Below are 19,041 nucleotides of genomic sequence, written 5' to 3' on the forward strand. Positions count from 1 at the left end.
AAGGTCATACCCTCGTCTAAGCTTTTAAGAACTTGCATACGAAAATCTAGTGAGTAAGTCATGGTCTTTATAATAACAATTGGGTTTGATAATTAATTTATAACACTTTTAGGTGTGCTTAGCTATATAAAGTAATAACGCCTTACTATAGCGTCAAGCCTTAAAGGCTGGGTCTTAAAATTGCATTTAAATTCAAATGAGGAAGTTAGCGTAATGATGCGTATTGGATTGTTCTTATTAACCAACTTAGCGGTGATTGTGGTATTTAGCATCGTGTTTGGTATCTTATCCAGATTTTTTGGGATTGGTGGCGTACATGGCGCGGGCGGGCTAAATTACACCAGCCTTGCCATTATGTGCGGTATATACGGCATGGTTGGCTCGATGGTTTCGCTATTCATCTCCAAGTGGATGGCAAAAAGATCGACGGGAACGGTTGTCATTGAGTCACCAAGTAATGTCACGGAACAATGGCTGGTAGACACTGTCGCCAAACAAGCTCGTGCGGTAAATATTGGTATGCCAGAAGTAGGGATTTTTAATAATTCACAGCCAAACGCGTTTGCAACAGGCTGGAATAAAAACAAAGCTTTGGTCGCCGTTTCATCTGGTCTATTGCAGAACATGAATCAGGATGAAGTAGAAGCGGTGTTGGCACATGAGATTGGTCACGTGGCAAATGGCGATATGGTAACCCTTGCGCTCATCCAAGGGGTAATAAACGCCTTTGTGATGTTCTTCGCGCGTATTATCGGCAGCTTCGTCGATCGGACTGTCTTTAAGAATACGAGCGATGGTCCAGGTATTGGTTACTTTGTCACGAGTATCGTAATGGATATTTTGCTCGGATTCTTGGCGTCTGCCATCGTGATGTGGTTCTCACGTCTGCGTGAGTTCCGTGCTGATGAGATGGGTGCAAAGCTTGCCAGCAAAGACAAAATGATAAGTGCGCTTGATGCCTTGCGTCCTTCTGCACAACGTCCAGATCAAATGCCAGAGAGCATGAAGGCGTTTGCTATCTCGTCAGGGCAATCTACAGGCTTTAGTATTGCCAACCTCTTCCGCTCACACCCAACGCTTGATGATCGTATTGCGGCATTGAGGAAGTATAATCCTAGTGAAGCGTGATGGTTTCTTTGAGTCGTAGGGTACGCCTCGCCCAGTTGAGTATATAATAGCGTATGGCAGGATTGGCTTCCTTTATCTTCCCGTAAAGTCACGACACAAACATAAAAAAAGCCTATCTTTAAAAGATAGGCTTTCTATTAAATAAACTTACTGATTAAATATCGAACTCAAGCGCCCTGTCACCTTCGCTATCTTTGATACGCGTTAGCAAGCCAATCTTATTGAGTAAATTAATAAATGGCTTAGCATCTAGCTCTTCAACGTTGACCATCTTGCCAGCATCCCACTCGCCAGTCGCAACCAGCATCGCAGCAGCAACAGGTGGTACGCCTGCAGTATAAGAGATACCTTGGCTGCCTACCTCGTTATAAGCTTCTTTGTGATCTGAGATATTATAGATAAATACTTCAGTATCAACGCCGTTTATTTTACCTTTAACCTTGTCACCGATGCAGGTCTTGCCCGTATAATTCGGCGCAAGAGAGCTTGGATCTGGTAATACAGCTTTGACCACTTTTAACGGAATCACTTCTTGTCCTTCCGCAGTCATCACCGGCTGCTCAGACAACAGACCTAAACTTTGTAGTACAGTGAAGACATTAATGTAGTGCTCACCAAAACCCATCCAAAAGCGGATATTTGGCACGTCTAAGTTGGCTGATAAAGAATGAATCTCGTCATGACCACTTAAGTAGCTGTTTTGTACACCAACGACTGGTAAATCATCGGTACGCTTCACTTCGAACATCTTGTTAGACTGCCACTTGCTGTCCTGCCAAGAGTAGACCGTACCAGTGAATTCACGGAAATTAATCTCAGGGTCGAAGTTGGTCGCGAAGTACTTGCCGTGGCTGCCCGCATTGATATCGATAATATCAATATCAGTCACCGAACCTGCATCCATCATGTCATAGCCAAGACGCGCATAGGCATTGACCATACCAGGATCAAATCCTGCACCCAAGATTGCCGTGACATTATTGTCTGCACAGCGCTGACGACGTTTCCACTCATAGTTGTCATACCATGGCGGCGTCTCACAAATCTTGCGTGGATCTTCATGAATGGCGGTATCAATATACGCAGTACCCGTCTCAATACAAGCTTCTAACACGGTCATATTGATAAATGCCGAGCCGACATTGATAACGATTTGTACACCGGTATCTTGAATCAGTTGTATGAGCGCTTGGCTGTCCATGGCATCGACTTGGTGCGTATGCAAGACTGCTGCTTGTTTAAAGCTACCTTTATCCTTTACGCTTTGAGCGATGGCATCACATTTGTCCTGAGTGCGTGAGGCGATATGAATCTCGCCGAGTACATCATTATGCATCGCACATTTATGCGCGACCACTTGAGCGACACCGCCTGCGCCGATGATGAGTACGTCTTTTTTGCTGGGCTTAGCTTGTTGGTTTGTGTTCAATGAACAATCCTCCTTTGTGTCCCTGTCGATACCATTGATATTGGCTATGCAAAACAGAAACGAGTGAATGATATGCGTGAATTAAAAAGGAAGACCGAGGAAAACCCACGCACCCGTCGGGCAAGCACCATTTTTAACCGATGGCATTTACCCGAGGCGATTATAACAATTTTTATTCAGTTAACGGTAAAAATAATGTTTAAAAAATAGACTGCTTAAAAATCTCAACAACTTGACCTAAACCTTTGTTTCTAAGAGTTTAAATAAGTTAAGAGAACGGTTAATTTAAGACAGGCTGGCCTTGTAATCTTGATAATCGAACTCGCGCTGGATATCGATAGTACCATCTAGGCGACGGATGACAATCGCTGGCATGTTGACACCATTGAACCAGTTTTTCTTTACCATGGTATATCCTGCAGCATTACCAAACGCAATGGTATCGCCTACCTGTAAATTGTTGAGTAAGGCATACTCGCCAAAGATATCGCCTGCTAAGCAAGAACGACCATAGATAATAGTGTTATCTGACATATCAGCTGTCTTAACCATATCAACAGGTAAAATATCAATCTCTGCTCCGTTAATTGCTGCTATTGGCGCAGACTCACGATAAATCAGTAGATCTAGCATGTGCGCTTCAATAGAAGCATCGACGACGGCTAAGTTCTTTTCATTGTGCATGGTATCTAATACGGTCGTAACCAATGACCCAGCGCCATGGATACTTGCCTCACCCGGCTCAAGATAAACTTGTACGCCATATTTTTCGCTAAAGCCTTTTAACCGTGTCGCGAGTTTTTCTAGTGGATAATCAGGCGCGATAAAATGAATGCCGCCGCCCAAGCTTACCCACTCAAGTTTCGCTAAAACATCACCAAACCTCGCTTCGATATCAGCCAAGCTAGCACTAAACGCCTCAAAGCTATCATTCTCACAATTGTTATGAATCATCACCCCAGTAATGTCATTGAGAACTGAGGCAATCTTATCTTTATCATGCTCACCAAGACGGCTAAAAGGACGTGCAGGATCAGCAATGATAAAAGACGAATTACTGGTCTTTGGGTTTAATCGCAGCCCTACTGGAATATTCTGTGCACTGGCTTTATCTTTAAAAGCATTCAACTGTGAAATAGAGTTAAAAATAACTTTGTCCGCGTAGCTTAATACTTCGTCGATTTCATCCACGCTATAGGCCACGCTATAGGCATGAGTTTCTTTTTTGTCTTCGCTATTGCCATCGCTATTATTGCCGAAGGTTTCATAACCTAAACGCACTTCATTGAGTGATGATGAGGTTGTACCGTGCAGGTAAGGCTGCATGACATCAAATACGCCCCAAGTCGCAAAGCATTTAAGCGCGAGCAATGCTTTCGCGCCTGATAATTCACATAGCCGAGCAATAATCTGCATGTTGGCAACGATTGCCGCTTCGTCTAGTAAATAATAAGGGGTTGGCGGTAGTGCGGAGTTAGGAGTTTTTACAGTGTTTTTTGAATTCATAAGAGGTTACCTAATAGCTGCTGTTGGCATCATGACAGATATAAATATTTGCGCTATAGTAGACTAAATCCATCATAATTAGAATATCTTATGTCACTATCAACCGATTATTCCACCTCTGCCAGTCACCCCAATTTGTCGCAACTTGACAAAGATAACATTAATTTAGAACATCTAAATTCTGATGCGCGTGCAGTATTGGATTTTTGGTTCGATAAAAATAATGAGCAATACTGGTTTGCCCAAAATGATAGTTTTGATAAGCAGATACGAGATAAATTTGGCGAGATTTGGCAAGCTGCCAAGCAAGGTGAATGTGTCACGTGGCGTGTTGCAGACGTACCAGCCGATAGCAACAGCTCAATCACGGCTTTGGCGGGGCGATTGGCTGAAATTATTGTGTTAGATCAGTTCTCACGCAACTTATGTCGTGGACAGGCTTGTGCCTTTTCGCAAGACAGCATGGTCGTAGCATTGGCACAAGAAGCGATTGGACAGCCACACTTTGACACATTACCAATGGAATGGCGCAGATTCACTATCATGCCCTTCATGCACTCTGAGTCATCGGTGATTCATGAACGTTATTTGCCATTGTTTGAACAGTTAAATGATGAGAGCACTCTCAGTTTTGAGCATCGCCATAAAGAAATCATTGACAGATTTGGTCGTTATCCGCATCGTAATGAAACACTGGGTCGTGAGTCAACTGAAGAAGAAAAAGAATTTTTAAAGCAGCCGAACTCGTCCTTTTAAGCCTTATCTCTCATAATAAAGGGCTGAATCAGCAACCTGATTCAGCCCTTCTCTTTATCAATTATTTATATAAAGCATCTGTATGATTGCCATGACAACTGTTTGAGTTGCTTAACTAGTAGTTCACTTTACCCGTCGTAAAGGCAAATGACTGCTGCTCCAACCTTTGGTTATCAACTAGCACATCAAAGCTTACTTGATATTTAGTATTACCATAGAGTCCGCACTGCTGACTTTGGTTGTTATTGCGTTTGATATTACAGCTTTTTAAATTATCGGTAATGGGTAAGATAAAAGCTTCATTCGCTGGTAGCGCATTTGGCGTGTTCTTGTATGGGTCTTGACGATAATCCAATAACTCAATAGGTACATCTATATTACGCTGGGTATCATGAAACTTAACATTGCTAATACTAATCGTCTTTGCTGATGGCACATTAACATAGATAGGCTGTCCAATAGGATTCAAACGTAAATCACGTCCAGTATGCTTAACAGGGTCCGGAGTCTCATTGTAGAGTGCAGTTACCGTACCCGTTACCCCTTGGCAAGGATAAGTAAATACCCCTGCGACTGTTCTATCCTTGGTTGCTTTCGTGGCAGAAGCATGATTGACCAACACGTAACCTTGGTTATTAGCAGTATCGCTACCATGAGGTTTGTAGGTGACCATGCCTGTACCCGTCAAGCTTGAGCTGGGTATCATTAACGAACGCAAATGATAAGGTGCTGCCAATAATGACTTGGCCATCAAGCCTGCCACCACATCCGAGCTCACTAGATTACCAGCTGAGCTATAGTAAATAGACTGAGCAATATTCTCAGCAGCGCCATATTTTGCATTCAGATAATTGGCATTTAACAGACGGTCTGAAAAGCTGAAGCCACCAAAGTAAGGATTGTTATCTCCTGTCACATGAGCGATATTTTCAATCTTATTTTCATAATGCGCGTTAAATACGGTCGGTGAACTATTAGCGAATGCATATTTAATATATCTAGCATGCTGAATCGCAATACTATCAAGCGCACTATCAACAGACAAACCGCTAAGACCGCAACTGGTTCTGGCAAGGCTAAATTCATTATTGGCATTTAATGCAGCTTGTTCATCATTGCTATTGCTGGGTTTGGGCTGCTTATTTGAGGTAGCTGTAGGTGGTTTGATTTCTGATTTGACAGTATCAGAACCACTATCAGAACCTCCCCCACCGCCACAGGCTGTTAAAAATACCGTTAGAAAAAGTGCTGTAGCAAGATTCTGCGGAGGTGTATTAAAAGACATTCTTTATCCTAAAAGTAGTAGCACATATATGAGTCAATGAGACCATCGTTGTATTCAGAGACGTTGACGTTAGTCATTGATAGCACAGTGATTATTTGATTGTAACCACATTGTAATACAGTCTATGGACTTTTACTTATTATTTTTAGAACTATCTACCCTTTGCTTTACCGTTAGCTTTCAAGCGCCTTTCTAACAGGGGCGAAGCTGCGTCTATGCTCTGGCAATACGCCAAGCGTTGCAACTGCTTCCATGTGAGCGCGAGTCGGATAGCCTTTATGCTTCGCAATACCATATTCAGGATACTGGGCATCAAGCGCATACATGGTTTTATCACGGCTCACCTTTGCCAATATACTGGCCGCCGCTATACTGGTATGACGAGCATCACCCTTTACCCAAGCCTGACAATCAATCGCTGATCTCTCTATTCCTGATAGAGCAAGCGCTCCATAATCCAAATCAGGACAGCGATTACCATCAATCAATACCTCGAAGTGTCTTTTATCCATCGCGTTGAGATATTTGGCAACACTCCTGAGTAAAACCTCAGCGCATAAACGCATGCCTAGCATTGTTGCTTGCAAAATATTCACTTGGTCAATGACGGCGGCAGGTATATCAGCGACGATGTGCCCGACTGCATTCTGTTGTACCAACGGATAAAGAATGTCACGTTTTTTTTCACTGAGTTGCTTTGAGTCCGTCAGTATAGATAGTGGAGTGCTTAGTAATGGCTGCTCCTCAATCAGTCCTGACCACGTGGCAGGTAATATCGCAGCAGCAACATTAACGCTACCTAACAAAGGCCCACGCCCTGCTTCATCGATACCAATTTGTATGAGTGATTGGTCGCTCGCTTCATTTATCGGATATAGTGCAAGTAGCTCAGAGATATTTAACTGCCCTGATAACTGTATCGGTGCTGCCAGTTGAATATACTGCCCTTTAATATCAACTTGCTCAATAAAAATATCAATTGGCGTAAAAGAATTTTCACTGCAGGATAGCTTACTCATATAATTGTCATGTCTTTTTTGTTAGATGCTATTAAATAATACTTTTAAATAAGAGTGAGCTTACTTTACTCAAGGCTTAAAATTGTCTTGTAAGAACCACTGCTCAATCACGCTATTAGCAGGGCCATGATTACTCTGCTGTTGCAATAGATGCTTGGTCGTGAGCAAGTCGTTTAGTTGCTCGGCATACGCCCGTGGCTGTAATAGCCGCATCACGGTACGGCAGATATTGTCACCACTTGCCTGCTCTTGAATGAGCTCTGGGACAATCGCACTATCTGCCAAAATATTGGGCAAGGCGACATAAGGTACTTTGACTAAGCGCTTAGCAATCTGATAGGTCAGCTGATTCAATTGATAAATAACCACCATCGGCCGCTCTAGCAGCATGGCTTCTAGAGTGGCAGTACCTGAAGCTAGCATCACCATATCTGATGCTGCGATCGCCTGCTGGCTAAAACTTGGCTGGCTATCATCATAAACAACAACGATGGCCGCTCGTAGTTGCTCTGAGCGTTTATCGATGACATCTTGGACAATGTATTGATGGTTTTGATCAACCGTTGGGATGATAAAACACAGCTTTGGATCCAATAGTATGAGCTTTTGAATACCATCTAGCATCAACGGGAGAATGGCGGTAATCTCACCCCGTCTAGAGCCTGGCATCACGCAAATCAGCTGACTAACATCATCAAAGCGATCGATAAAAAACTGCTGTAAACCATCATTGTGCCAGACCAATTCACTACGGCACTGATTGATTGGCGTCTCTAGCAATGTCTGGTCTATCGTACGTAGTAGCGGATGACCGACACATATCGCTGGATGGTTATGACGCTCATAAACTGGCAACTCAAATGGGAATAGACAAAGAACCAAATTGGTTGCTGCTTTAATGTTATGAATACGCGACTCACGCCATGCCCAAATAGAAGGGCTGACATATTGCACACAGAATATATCTAGCGGCTTCAACTTTTTAGAGACTCGCAAATTAAAATCGGGGGCATCAATACCGATAAACCAATCGATATCAGCCGCTTTAAATGCCGTTAATAACTCGCGTCGCGCTTTGAGCAAGTCAGGCAATTGCGCCATTACTTCCACCAAGCCCATCACTGCCAGACGTTCTAGTGGAAAAATACTTTGCAGCCCTTGCGCTTGCATCTTTGAGCCGCCAACACCCACCCAAATAATATCATCGCGCAGGTTATTCATCTGCTGCATGAAGTCTGCCCCCAAACTGTCTCCTGAGACCTCCCCAGCGACGATTCCTATCACTAACGGCGTACCCGTCATAGCGGGCATTGCATCATAAGAGTCATAGCCATCAAGCGATGACGTTAAATCAGAAGGTTGGTGAGGCGTAGCAGAATCTGTCATGACAAGCTCTCAATATCAAGTTAGTACCATCAAAGCAGTACAATTAAAATAGAACAAAAAATACAATATAGATATTATAAAATATAGTATATGAAATCGCTCATAAGATTCCCATTAAAAGCCACCTTAGCAGCATTTATAAGGCTCAAGCTCAATTTATAAGTCTTAAATGCAGTTATTTACAAGCTCATCATACGTGACAGTGCTGAAAATAGCTAAAAACAGCGAAACCAACCAATAAAAATTCAATCATTACTGCGTAAAGTTTTTGCTCTCATTGGTTGATACAGACAAAATCGTACTCCTCATTTAATGCCTAACTCTGATAGCCATTAGTCCCAGCTTATAGCTCAAATTTGGCAATGATAACTAAGTTTTGGTTTCCTCATTCCAGTTATCAGTCAATTAACTGTGCGACTGCCCTTGTCAACCAACACTTTTGTCCGCATAATGAATATCCCTATAAATCAGCTAGACGATATATAACCATGACAACACCAGTTACCCATAATGCAGATATTGACGACGTGAATATTGAAAAATTCATTCCTTTGATCACTCCCGCTGAGCTAAAAGCTGAGCTGCCTTTATCAGACGAAGCTTATAAAACCGTACTAAAAGGTCGTAATACCATCCAAGACATCTTAGATGGTAAAGACAAGCGTCTGTTTGTGGTCATTGGTCCTTGCTCTATTCATGACATTAAAGCCGCTCACGAATATGCCGATCGTTTGGCCGTATTGGCAAAAGAGATCGAAGACAGTGTATTCGTTGTGATGCGTGTTTATTTTGAAAAACCGCGTACCACGGTTGGCTGGAAGGGGATGATTAATGACCCTGATATGAATGACAGCTTTGATATCGAAAAAGGTCTACGTACGGCACGTAAACTATTGATTGACTTGAATGAGAAAGGCCTGCCTTGCGCGACTGAAGCATTGGATCCGAACACCCCGCAGTACATGCAGGATTTGATCAGCTGGTCAGCCATTGGCGCTCGTACTACCGAGAGTCAAACGCATCGTGAAATGAGCTCAGGTCTATCATGCCCAGTTGGTTTCAAAAACGGTACCGATGGTGGCATGACGGTTGCTGTCAATGCCATGCAAGCCGTTAAAGAGGGTCATAGCTTCCTAGGTCTATCATCAGATGGCAAGGTCTCTATCATCAAATCTAAAGGCAACCCTTACGCGCACGTCGTACTACGCGGTGGTAACGGCAAGCCTAACTATGATGAAACGGCCGTGGCACAAGTTGAAAATGAGCTGGCAAAAGGCAAAACCAACAGCAAGATTATGATTGACTCAAGCCACGCCAACTCAGGTAAAGATCCGTACCTGCAACCGATGGTCATCCAAAACGTTGCCGAGCAGATTAAAAACGGTAATAAATCTATCATCGGCCTGATGATTGAGAGCCATCTAAAAGGCGGCAATCAAAAACTGACGGCTGATTTGAGCCAGCTTGAGTATGGTAAGTCTATCACCGATGGTTGCTTGGATTGGGATAGCACAGTTACCGCGCTATATGATCTACGTGATATGGTCAAAGATGTGTTGCCTAACCGCTAATCTTTTCTTCGATAACGGTTGCCCATAAGCAAAAGTTATTAAGCATTATTCAACGTTTCATAAAGAAGCCCATCCGATAGCAATATCAGATGGGCTTTTCCTTATTAAGTACTTTAGGGTCTTATAGAGTACTTCTCATAAATTACTTTAATTCACTCTACTCGCTCGCTGACCCTAAAACACTGTCTAAGCTCTCTAGCACATGTTTTGATGCAACGTGTTGTTGCAAGTCTATCAGCTGCTCATGCGCCATCTGGCGACGTGGCTCAGCCAATGTATTCCAACGTGCCAGCACTTGTAATAAGCGCGAGGCCAACACTGGATTGGCATCATCCAACTTTTCGATGACACTGGTATAAATATCCAAACCTTTTGTCGTCCATAACACCGTGGGCTGCGAGGTAAACGCACTGACGACCGAGCGCACACGGTTCGGTGTATTCCAATCGAACTCTGCATGAGCAAGCAACGACTTGATGGCATCAGGTGTGACAGTCTCAGCAGACGCTTGCACGCTAAACCATAAATCAATGACCAAATCATTGTCTTGGAAACGCTCATAAAAATCTGCTAGATAGCTATCCGCATTTTCCACTTGATGATTGACCATCACCTTTAAGGCACCGAAGCGCTCTGTCATACAACTGGCATTGTCATATTGCTGCTGCGCCCATGCTGCTGCGCCTTCAACGTTAGCCGTCAATGCCATGTCTAGTACCACATTGCGCAAGGCACGAGCACCACGAGCCTCAGGACTGTCTTCATAAGACTGCATTGGCAATTTTTTATAAAGCTCAGCCCACTGGTCTTTTAGTGTGTCGGCCACCAGCTGATACAAACTATCACGCTGCGCTTTAATCACCTCAGGATCGTAGTCTTTATGAATGGCAGAAGCCAGCTCTTGCGCGGATGGAATATCAAGCAAACGTGCCGCCAACATCGCATCCTCAGCCGCGAGCACAGGCAATGTCTGCGCCAGTGCTTGCAGGTAGATATCAGGGCTACTCTTCTGACCTTTACCTTGCAACAAGATACGATTGACCAGCATCTGCGTCACTTGCCAGCGGTTAAAGCCATTGGTTTCATGCTTGAGTAAAAATGCCAAGTCTTCATCTTGATAATCATAATTTAGCTGTACTGGCGCACTAAAATCACGTAGCAAAGATACTACCGGCTCACCAGTTACCCCTTCAAAGGTAAAGGTCTGAGTTGCTTGATCGAGTAGTAACATACGCTCAGCAACAATGTTACCAGTGCCTTTATCAAATAGCGCGGTCGCTACAGGTATCGGCAATGGTTTTGGCGCATCAAAACCACTAACATGGCGAGTTTGCTGACTCAACGTAATAGTCAGTGTCTGCGATTTGCTGTTGTAGTCTTGATGACCAGACACCACAGGTGTGCCAGGCTGACGATACCAATCGATAAAGTCCTCAATCTTGCTATCGCTAATACTGAGCGCAGATAAGAAGTCCTCCACTGTGACCGCTTGCCCATCATAGCGACGGAAATACTCATCTGTCCCTTTTCGGAAGTTGTCTGGCCCTAGCGTATTGGCAATCATACGCACGATTTCAGCGCCTTTCTCATAGACAGTTGTCGTATAGAAGTTATTAATCTCAACGAAGCTCTCAGGGCGTACAGGGTGCGCTAACGGTCCTGCATCTTCGGCAAACTGATGCGCACGCAAGGTTGCCACATCATCGATACGCTGTACCGCACTTGACTGCTGGTCGGCTGAAAATGACTGATCACGGTAAACCGTCAAGCCTTCTTTTAGGCACAACTGAAACCAGTCACGACACGTGATGCGATTGCCTGTCCAGTTATGAAAGTACTCATGAGCAATGATGGACTTGACACTAAAGCTACGCGCATCCGTCGTCGTTTCAGGACTAGATAACACACAGGCCGTATTAAAAATATTCAGCCCTTTATTCTCCATTGCGCCCATATTAAACTGACTAACAGCAACAATCATATAACGATCTAAATCATAGGCTCGTCCATAATTGACCTCATCCCATTTCATAGAATCTTTTAGGGCTTGCATACCGACATCACATTTATCGATATCGGCAGATTTTGCATACAGCTCAAGCTTAACGTCTCGCCCTTCACTAGTGGTAAAAGAATCCGTCAGCACATCTAAATCAGCGACCACACAGGCAAACAGATAGCTTGGCTTATTGGTCGGATCATGCCAAATCGCATAATGACGGTCTGACGCACCAGTAACCTCACCTGCCTCTACCAAATTGCCATTAGACAATAGCGTTGGATAGCGCTTGTCTGCTTCAAGACGCGTGGTAAATATTGCCAGCACATCAGGACGATCTGGATAAAAGGTAATCTTGCGAAAACCCTCAGGCTCACATTGGCTGACAAACATGGTATCGTCACCAGTACCTGCCATATAAAACCCTTCAAGCGCGGTATTGCTCTGCGGATGAATACGTACTTGAATCTCTAAGACAACCTCGTCAGGTGCATCCGATATCGTCAGCTTGCCCACCTGCTGCTGATAACGTTCAGAGGTTAATTTCTCGCCATTCATCGAGATAGCCAGCAGCTCTAACTCTTCACCATATAGTACAATATCGCCGGCTGTTTGACGTATCATCTTGAGCGTACTATCTACCTGTGCATACTCTTCAAACAACTTGATATCCAAGTCAACAGTTTGCACATCAAAACTTGGTTTTTTATAATCTTTTAAGTTAATTTTACTCGGCGCATGTGGTGGTACATCTGGCATTTCAGGATTGATAATTTGAGCAGCAGTTTCAGCAGTAGACATGTTTGTTCCTATTATTATTTATGAAAAAATGCATATGATAAAAAATACAATCACTTAGATTAAGGCGATTCATCAATAAGTATAAATTGATTGCTTCTAAAGTTTCTGTGATACATTCTACGTTATCTAGCTACATTGACCTAAACGACCAGATTTCAAGAGCAGCTTCGCAGATTATTGTGCTGGTAATCGGTGACTCATATCAAAAGCGTCAATCTTTCATTGGATAATGAATACCAAAGTGATTTAATACACACACTGATGACTACCATTTGATAAACGGCTTATTATATGACAAAGCAATCCGCTCGTCGCGCAGACGTTACGCTACCCCTATTGATAGATTATATTGATGCGCTGCTGCCCACACTGACACAGAATAACGATGTTCAGGCAGACGCTCAAACCACCGCCAAAGAGGTTGACGATAAGCCCGAGCTACTGTGGATAACAGAAGATAAAAACACACTTTCATCACTGAGCACAGAGCTGAAAAATCATGCTTCTTTTAAGGAAGGTGGCGCTACAACAGAGCCAGCTGGTGGGTATGCGTTATCGACCTTATTAGCGCTTAGCCAACAGCCAGTATCTGAACGTTATGAGTTGGTGTGCTTTTGGCTACCGACACTATCAGCGGAGATACTACAGCAGTATATTCCATTGCTCATGCGTTATCGCGACCTGTATGCAGCCCACCTGCTCATCGCACTTGATAGCAGCATAGACCTAAAAGCTTACGGATTTACCCCATTTGATATAGTGAACGCGCCGTTTTTAGCAACAGACAATCTTCATCCAAAAGACTCTTTATTGTTGATGACAAATCCATCAATATCAGCCACACTTTGGCAGTTCAATTTGTATGACTACAAACAGTTGCCAAACTGGCTCAACGCAGATTATTGGGCCAACCCTGAAAACTGGGGCAAACACCGTTGGTAGTCTCTCACTGCCAGCTTTTTGCTACCAGTCTTTTACTGCCAATATTTTATTAATAATATCCTGCATATCTGATTGTAAAAACTCGAATTATTTACAGTAATAGTACTTACATAAAGTAACATTTAGTATATTATAGATAGCAATTGCCTAAGTTTTATCGTAAGCAGTTTAAAAAAACAAATTTAATTAAAATTTTAGGAGCTCATCATGTCAATTAGTTTTTCTAAGATCGCAATCCTCGCTGTACTATCAAGCGCTGTAGCAATTACCACCGGTTGTGCTACCAAACGCTCTACTTCTGAGGTTGTTGTTGCCCCACTAGGTATCCCAGGCGGTCAAGCTGGTTACAATGGCGCGGTCATCGTAGATAACTCAAACGCTGTCATCACTGGCGCTGAAAACCTACAAGCCGTTGTTTACTTTGCTTTTGATAGCAGCGAAATCACTGCACAAGCAGCAAGCGTTCTGAACCAACATGCAGGTTTGCTCAGCTCAAACCCAGCCGCTGGTGTTGTTATCGCTGGTCACACTGATGAGCGCGGTAGCCGTGAATACAATATCGCTCTAGGTGAACGCCGTGCCCAAGCAGCGCGTAACTATCTTGCAACACAAGGTGTTGCTGCAAACAATATCCGTGTGATTAGCTATGGCGAAGAACGTCCTGCTGCTGCCGGCAACACAGAAGACGCTTATGCCCAAAATCGCCGTGCTGAACTGTCTTACTAAGACTTAGCATTATCTATCATAATCTTTACTGATGATAATTGAATATATTTCCATAAAAAGCCCAGCCATTTAATATTGCTGGGCTTTTTACATTTTTGTCAGCTAAAATAGCTAATACTAAAAAAGACAAACAACCAATAAGAATGATGATGGTGCAACACTTACTGTTAACTCAGGTTAAATATACTCAGCTCAATTCCATGACATGGTACGCCACTGCAGAGGTTGAAGAGTCGCTTTGTCTGAGTTTCCAGCCGCTATTGTACGATGCCTTACGGTTGCCGTTTTATCATTTATCACACGTTACCATACCTCAATTTGATAGCCACAACTGGCAGTCATACCTCTCAAAAGATAACTTCTCATCACATCAGCCATCCCGCAATATTGCTCACAATCAACGGCAAATACAACGTGCAGGCGTGCGTCTACTATTACAGCAACTACTTAATAAGTTAGAGATTAGCGATACGTTAGATGAGTCGGATTTTCCGTATCGTCTTGTCAATCATAAACACTACGTGTGTTTTAGTCATACAGGGATGAGTGGTAAAAATTCAAATCAAGTCAACCAAAATATGAACAATAAAATAGCAGTGGTCATCAGTCTTGACCGCCCTGCTGGAATTGACATCGAACATAATAATGTCGTGTGGAAAGTAGCAAAGCGTTTTTACTCAGACAATGAGATTAATAGATTACTAGCTTTGCCAATAGTTGAACGTGATACTGTCGTGAAACTATTGTGGCAACTCAAAGAATGCTTTATAAAAATTAATCACTATACGCTGGCTCAAGGTATGGGCATGGATTATTCACACCTCATTGCAGATATATTAGATGGCACGAGGCAAGAGTCACCCATGCATATCATCGCTGATGAAATAACCAATTATCATATTGCTATGTCAACGACACAGCATACGGTGGTGGTTTTTTAGTCAATACTTCTATAGCCGCCTACTACCTATCTGTTTAAGACTCTATTACTGTGCCATGAATGGCTATATCACAGACAAAAAAACGACCCTCGAAAGGGTCGTTCTTTTTTGCTTACGCTTCAACTAATAACAGTCTTAGACTGTGATTAGATTAGAAACGGTAAGTTGCACCAAGCTTAACAATTGGTAACCACTCTAGATAGTTGTCAGACTTTAACTCATTCTGAGCTTCTGCAGCTATTTGAGCTGAAGTTTTGCCTGAACCTATCTCACTACCTTTTACACCTACGTTCTCAGATGTACCATTTGTACGAACAGTAGCGTCAGTTTTACCTAAATATGCTGCACCAATCTCGCCAAATACACCAAAGTTATTAGTGATGTTTGGACGGAAACCAATAGTAGCATAAGGCGCTAACTTGTTACGATGCTCAATAGTACCAGTTAGGCTACCTACGTCAGTTGCGTCATATTCAACGCCGTCAATCTTATAAACACCGCCATCTTGTGGATTAGCAGTTACGTCAATATCGTTGTCAGGAACGATGATACCAGCACCCATAGTGAACCAGTTGGCTGCAGGACGTAATTGTACACCTAGGTAAGGGTTGCTAAAGTCAGAATCGATATCATAATTCACGTCATCAATATCAATATCGCCACCGAATAGGTCAGCAACATCGCCACCTGCCCAACCAGCTTGTAATTCAGTTTTGTCGTTCAATGCCCAACCGATGTTAGCACCATAACCTAGTGTACCAACTTCAGCACTGATAGCAGCTGGGTTAACAGCAGTTTGGAAGAAAGTCTTAGTACCACCAACAACAGCACCAGTAGTGTTACGTACTACACCAGCGTCAGCATTGTATGCATAAGCAGGGTCTGCTTCATAAGCTACAGCAACTGGCTCAACTTCATATGCAACCGCTTCATTACCATCAACAACGACTACTGGCTCAGCTGCAAGTGCTGCAGTTGATGCTAGAACGGCAGCAGAAATTGCTGTTAATTTAATAAGTTTCATAAATACTCTCCTAAAGTGTGGAATATATCGCCCATAAAAAATGATAATTTAGCTTTTTTTAAATCCATCATTTTGTTGAGCAGATTAAAACAATTTTGGCCACAAAAGTCACCCCTATGGAGGCTCTTTTTATTTGCCATTATGTAAAGATTGCATAGGTATTGTAATAATTGCTACACCAACTCGCAAAACTTCGGCTTTCTGTTACACAACGCTCTCAAAGTAACCAAGCAGCGTAGACATGAATATTGAGTAGCTTAATGTTCATGTAATGGTATTTCAAAATATGTCAGTATCATCGCTTATTTGGGGATTTAACTCAATAACAGTTATATAGCTTATTACTACAGTTTGTTGTGGTTTGTGAGTTAACGTATCTGAAGTTGCTTTTGGCTATGAAATTGGGCTAGACGTATCGTTGAAATCGAAAGTATAGCGCGCAACATAAATGTTCCTATAATCTGTCTATATAGTGCGACTAACCCTTGTCTAAGCGTCATATTATGCTAAATTAGAGACAGTAATAAGCGTGTTGCAAAAACGTCAAATTTATTAATATTTGTGTTATTTATTAAAACCTTGCGACGTTCTCTGCTTGATCCTTTTTTTGTTATTATTGAGCCATCTATATGCCTAAAGTATCATCGATTACCCGTGTGCTAGAGATTATCGAAGCCATATCATACGCCTCAAAGCCTCTCTCTCCACTTGAGCTGTCGCAAGAGCTAGATATTCCAAAACCAACCATTCATCGCTTAATCCAAAACTTGGTTGATGAAGGGTTTGTGACTGTCGATATCGGTGGCGGTATCATACCTGGTAAGCGGGTACGTAATTTGAGTGTCGAGCTTTGGCAACAGCGTCAATTCTTTCATGAGCGCCAAATGGTATTGCATAAATTGGTAGAAGAGATTGAAGAGACCTGTGGTATTGCTACCCCTTATCATATGGATATGCTCTATACCAACCGCGCCCAGACCTCATTACCACTGCAAATCTACTTGCCAGTAGGTGCCAAGTCACCAATGTGGTGTACAGCAACCGGTAAGCTGTACCTAAGCCAACTGTCTGATACGAGCCGTAATAAAATCCTTCAAGCCCTACCTTTGGACAAGTTCACCAAAAACACCATCACCGATATTGACGCCCTCAATAAAGAGCTGGATCGTATTGCGGAGACCGGTATCGGTATCGACAATGAGGAGTTTATCTCAGAAATGGTAGCGGTATCGGTGCCTGTATTGGATAAAAAATCACGCTATTTGGCTTCTTTGTATATTCACGCCCCAACCATCCGTGTGTCATTAGAGGAGCTAATGGAGCATGTGCCGCGCTTGCAAACAGCAGCGCAAGACATTCAAGCGTTGGTGTATGAGCTACAAAACTAAAGCCTGTATCATTAAGAAAAAATATGACCGAACACAAAAAGGTCTGCGCTATAAAACCAGCGCAGACCTTTTTGATGCTTTTCTATATAACACTATTAAGAACAGTTTTTTAATATTTCATCAAAGCACAATATTCAAAACTGGCTAAGAGGCTTAATCTTTAAGACCGTTAAGACAATACTGACCTGTCATGACGCCCCATAATGCTAGAAAAGTCTTTATCGCCGTTGTCTAGCGTATGTGCTTCATAAAGTTCTGTCGCTTTGGCTCCCATTGGGGTTTCAACATCGGTATCCTTAGCCGTTTGCATCGCAAGGTTGAGATCTTTTTGCATCAGCTTACTCATAAAGCCACCTTTATAGCCATTACTAGATGGGACGTTCTCCATCACTTGCGGATAAGGGTTATAGACTTCTAATGTCCAATTACGACCTGAGCTTTGTAGCATAATATCTGATAGCACTTTAGGGTCGAGACCATTTTTAACACCCAAGTTAATCGCCTCTGCCGTTCCCGCCATTAGAATACCTAACAGCATGTTATTACAGATTTTCGCGACTTGTCCGGCACCATGGTCGCCTGCATGAAAGATGTTTTTGCCCATAATAGCTAGTATCGGCTCGGCTTTGGCGAACGCATCAGCGCTGCCACCGACGATAAAGGTTAAACTACCAGCGATAGCACCGCCCGTACCGCCGGAGACTGGCGCATCTAAGAAGTCTATGCCAAGCTTACTTGCAGCCTCTGCCACCGTCCTAGCATCAGCTGCAGCGATGGTACTGCTATCGATGACCAATGTACCTTTGGGCAGTTCTGCTAGTAGGCCATTATCTCCATCATTGCCTAAATAGACAGAATGGACGTGCTTGCCCGCAGGCAACATACTGATAACGACTTGTGCATTGCTCGCAGCATCTTTAGGACTATCAGCCACACTGGCACCTGCTTGTTGCAAGCGCTGGGTAGCGTCTTCAGACAAATCATAGACAGAGAGCATATAACCTGCCTTTAATAAGTTCTCTGCCATCGGTGCGCCCATGTTGCCAAGCCCAATAAAGGCTATATTTGGCTTGGCAGTATTGTTTGACTCTTTATTGCTTAAATCTGAATCCTTTGTACCCATCTCATCGCTCCTTGATG

15 protein-coding genes are annotated in these 19,041 nt (G+C 43.1%); 7 read left to right on the forward strand and 8 right to left on the reverse strand.

All coding sequences use genetic code 11. From position 1 onward, the window contains the following. Nucleotides 1-213 precede the first annotated feature (213 nt). Nucleotides 214-1,128 carry a protease HtpX gene (gene htpX, locus QL919_RS09215; protein WP_290189252.1) on the forward strand — a complete coding sequence of 305 codons (915 nt, stop codon included), beginning with the start codon at nucleotides 214-216 and terminating at the stop codon, nucleotides 1,126-1,128. Between the two features lie 154 nt (nucleotides 1,129-1,282). On the opposite strand, the gene QL919_RS09220 is transcribed toward htpX, so the two are convergent. Beyond that, a complete protein-coding gene (locus tag QL919_RS09220) occupies nucleotides 1,283-2,557 on the reverse strand; it encodes a saccharopine dehydrogenase family protein (protein WP_290189253.1) in 1,275 nt (424 codons plus the stop codon). Nucleotides 2,558-2,842: 285 nt separating this feature from the next. After that, nucleotides 2,843-4,063, reverse strand: a complete 1,221-nt coding sequence (locus tag QL919_RS09225; protein ID WP_290189254.1) for a carboxynorspermidine decarboxylase — start codon at nucleotides 4,061-4,063, stop codon at nucleotides 2,843-2,845. Between the two features lie 90 nt (nucleotides 4,064-4,153). On the opposite strand from QL919_RS09225, the gene QL919_RS09230 reads away from it, so the two are divergent. Then, nucleotides 4,154-4,819 carry a DUF924 family protein gene (locus QL919_RS09230; protein WP_290189255.1) on the forward strand — a complete coding sequence of 222 codons (666 nt, stop codon included), beginning with the start codon at nucleotides 4,154-4,156 and terminating at the stop codon, nucleotides 4,817-4,819. A gap of 115 nt (nucleotides 4,820-4,934) precedes the next feature. On the opposite strand, the gene QL919_RS09235 is transcribed toward QL919_RS09230, so the two are convergent. The 3 genes from QL919_RS09235 to lpxB all read right to left on the reverse strand — a co-directional run bounded on the left by QL919_RS09235 (nucleotide 4,935) and on the right by lpxB (nucleotide 8,509). Continuing rightward, entirely contained in the window at nucleotides 4,935-6,104 is a 1,170-nt protein-coding gene (locus QL919_RS09235; RefSeq protein ID WP_290189256.1) for a CAP domain-containing protein, read from the reverse strand. Nucleotides 6,105-6,277: 173 nt separating this feature from the next. Further along, nucleotides 6,278-7,123, reverse strand: coding sequence for a ribonuclease HII (locus QL919_RS09240; RefSeq protein WP_290189257.1), 846 nt, complete (start codon nucleotides 7,121-7,123; stop codon nucleotides 6,278-6,280). Nucleotides 7,124-7,192: 69 nt separating this feature from the next. Further along, a complete protein-coding gene (gene lpxB, locus QL919_RS09245; RefSeq protein WP_290189258.1) occupies nucleotides 7,193-8,509 on the reverse strand; it encodes a lipid-A-disaccharide synthase in 1,317 nt (438 codons plus the stop codon). Between the two features lie 488 nt (nucleotides 8,510-8,997). Here lpxB and QL919_RS09250 point away from each other — a divergent pair, with 488 nt between their 5' ends. Further along, nucleotides 8,998-10,080, forward strand: coding sequence for a 3-deoxy-7-phosphoheptulonate synthase (locus tag QL919_RS09250; RefSeq protein ID WP_290189259.1), 1,083 nt, complete (start codon nucleotides 8,998-9,000; stop codon nucleotides 10,078-10,080). A 157-nt stretch (nucleotides 10,081-10,237) separates the two neighbouring features. Here the strand turns inward: QL919_RS09250 and pepN are convergent, their stop codons facing one another. Continuing rightward, complete coding sequence (gene pepN / locus QL919_RS09255; protein ID WP_290189296.1) at nucleotides 10,238-12,838, reverse strand: aminopeptidase N; 2,601 nt, start codon at nucleotides 12,836-12,838, stop codon at nucleotides 10,238-10,240. 333 nt (nucleotides 12,839-13,171) lie between these two features. Between pepN and QL919_RS09260 the strand changes: the two genes are divergently transcribed. The 3 genes from QL919_RS09260 (at nucleotide 13,172) to QL919_RS09270 (ending at nucleotide 15,489) form a co-directional block, all read left to right on the forward strand. Further along, nucleotides 13,172-13,822: a DUF6231 family protein gene (locus QL919_RS09260; protein ID WP_290189260.1), complete on the forward strand. Its 651-nt coding sequence runs from the start codon at nucleotides 13,172-13,174 to the stop codon at nucleotides 13,820-13,822. Nucleotides 13,823-14,029: 207 nt separating this feature from the next. Beyond that, on the forward strand, nucleotides 14,030-14,548 hold the full coding sequence (pal, locus tag QL919_RS09265; RefSeq protein ID WP_290189261.1) for a peptidoglycan-associated lipoprotein Pal: 519 nt from the start codon (nucleotides 14,030-14,032) through the stop codon (nucleotides 14,546-14,548). 95 nt (nucleotides 14,549-14,643) lie between these two features. Then, nucleotides 14,644-15,489, forward strand: a complete 846-nt coding sequence (locus tag QL919_RS09270; protein WP_290189262.1) for a 4'-phosphopantetheinyl transferase superfamily protein — start codon at nucleotides 14,644-14,646, stop codon at nucleotides 15,487-15,489. A gap of 151 nt (nucleotides 15,490-15,640) precedes the next feature. Here the strand turns inward: QL919_RS09270 and QL919_RS09275 are convergent, their stop codons facing one another. Continuing rightward, the gene (locus QL919_RS09275) at nucleotides 15,641-16,513 is read right to left on the reverse strand and encodes a hypothetical protein (RefSeq protein ID WP_290189263.1); all 873 of its coding nucleotides are present in this window, start codon (nucleotides 16,511-16,513) and stop codon (nucleotides 15,641-15,643) included. A 629-nt stretch (nucleotides 16,514-17,142) separates the two neighbouring features. Here QL919_RS09275 and QL919_RS09280 point away from each other — a divergent pair. Further along, nucleotides 17,143-17,901, forward strand: a complete 759-nt coding sequence (locus QL919_RS09280; RefSeq protein ID WP_290189264.1) for an IclR family transcriptional regulator — start codon at nucleotides 17,143-17,145, stop codon at nucleotides 17,899-17,901. 169 nt (nucleotides 17,902-18,070) lie between these two features. Here the strand turns inward: QL919_RS09280 and mmsB are convergent, their stop codons facing one another. Next, on the reverse strand, nucleotides 18,071-19,024 hold the full coding sequence (gene mmsB, locus QL919_RS09285) for a 3-hydroxyisobutyrate dehydrogenase (protein ID WP_290189265.1): 954 nt from the start codon (nucleotides 19,022-19,024) through the stop codon (nucleotides 18,071-18,073). Between the last annotated feature and the right edge of the window lie 17 nt (nucleotides 19,025-19,041).

Origin of the sequence: Psychrobacter sp. APC 3426 (assembly GCF_030408035.1) — a bacterium.
Lineage (GTDB): Bacteria > Pseudomonadota > Gammaproteobacteria > Pseudomonadales > Moraxellaceae > Psychrobacter.

Excerpts from the sequence above, each read along its gene's own strand:
- QL919_RS09260 (WP_290189260.1), top strand. The coding sequence starts at position 13,172 with ATGACAAAGCAATCCGCTCGTCGCGCAGACGTTACGCTACCCCTATTG.
- QL919_RS09280 (WP_290189264.1), top strand. The coding sequence starts at position 17,143 with ATGCCTAAAGTATCATCGATTACCCGTGTGCTAGAGATTATCGAAGCC.
- pepN (WP_290189296.1), bottom strand. The coding sequence starts at position 12,838 with ATGCCAGATGTACCACCACATGCGCCGAGTAAAATTAACTTAAAAGAT.
- pal (WP_290189261.1), top strand. The coding sequence starts at position 14,030 with ATGTCAATTAGTTTTTCTAAGATCGCAATCCTCGCTGTACTATCAAGC.
- QL919_RS09235 (WP_290189256.1), bottom strand. The coding sequence starts at position 6,104 with ATGTCTTTTAATACACCTCCGCAGAATCTTGCTACAGCACTTTTTCTA.
- QL919_RS09230 (WP_290189255.1), top strand. The coding sequence starts at position 4,154 with ATGTCACTATCAACCGATTATTCCACCTCTGCCAGTCACCCCAATTTG.
- QL919_RS09250 (WP_290189259.1), top strand. The coding sequence starts at position 8,998 with ATGACAACACCAGTTACCCATAATGCAGATATTGACGACGTGAATATT.
- QL919_RS09275 (WP_290189263.1), bottom strand. The coding sequence starts at position 16,513 with ATGAAACTTATTAAATTAACAGCAATTTCTGCTGCCGTTCTAGCATCA.
- lpxB (WP_290189258.1), bottom strand. The coding sequence starts at position 8,509 with ATGACAGATTCTGCTACGCCTCACCAACCTTCTGATTTAACGTCATCG.
- QL919_RS09225 (WP_290189254.1), bottom strand. The coding sequence starts at position 4,063 with ATGAATTCAAAAAACACTGTAAAAACTCCTAACTCCGCACTACCGCCA.
- htpX (WP_290189252.1), top strand. The coding sequence starts at position 214 with ATGATGCGTATTGGATTGTTCTTATTAACCAACTTAGCGGTGATTGTG.
- QL919_RS09240 (WP_290189257.1), bottom strand. The coding sequence starts at position 7,123 with ATGAGTAAGCTATCCTGCAGTGAAAATTCTTTTACGCCAATTGATATT.
- mmsB (WP_290189265.1), bottom strand. The coding sequence starts at position 19,024 with ATGGGTACAAAGGATTCAGATTTAAGCAATAAAGAGTCAAACAATACT.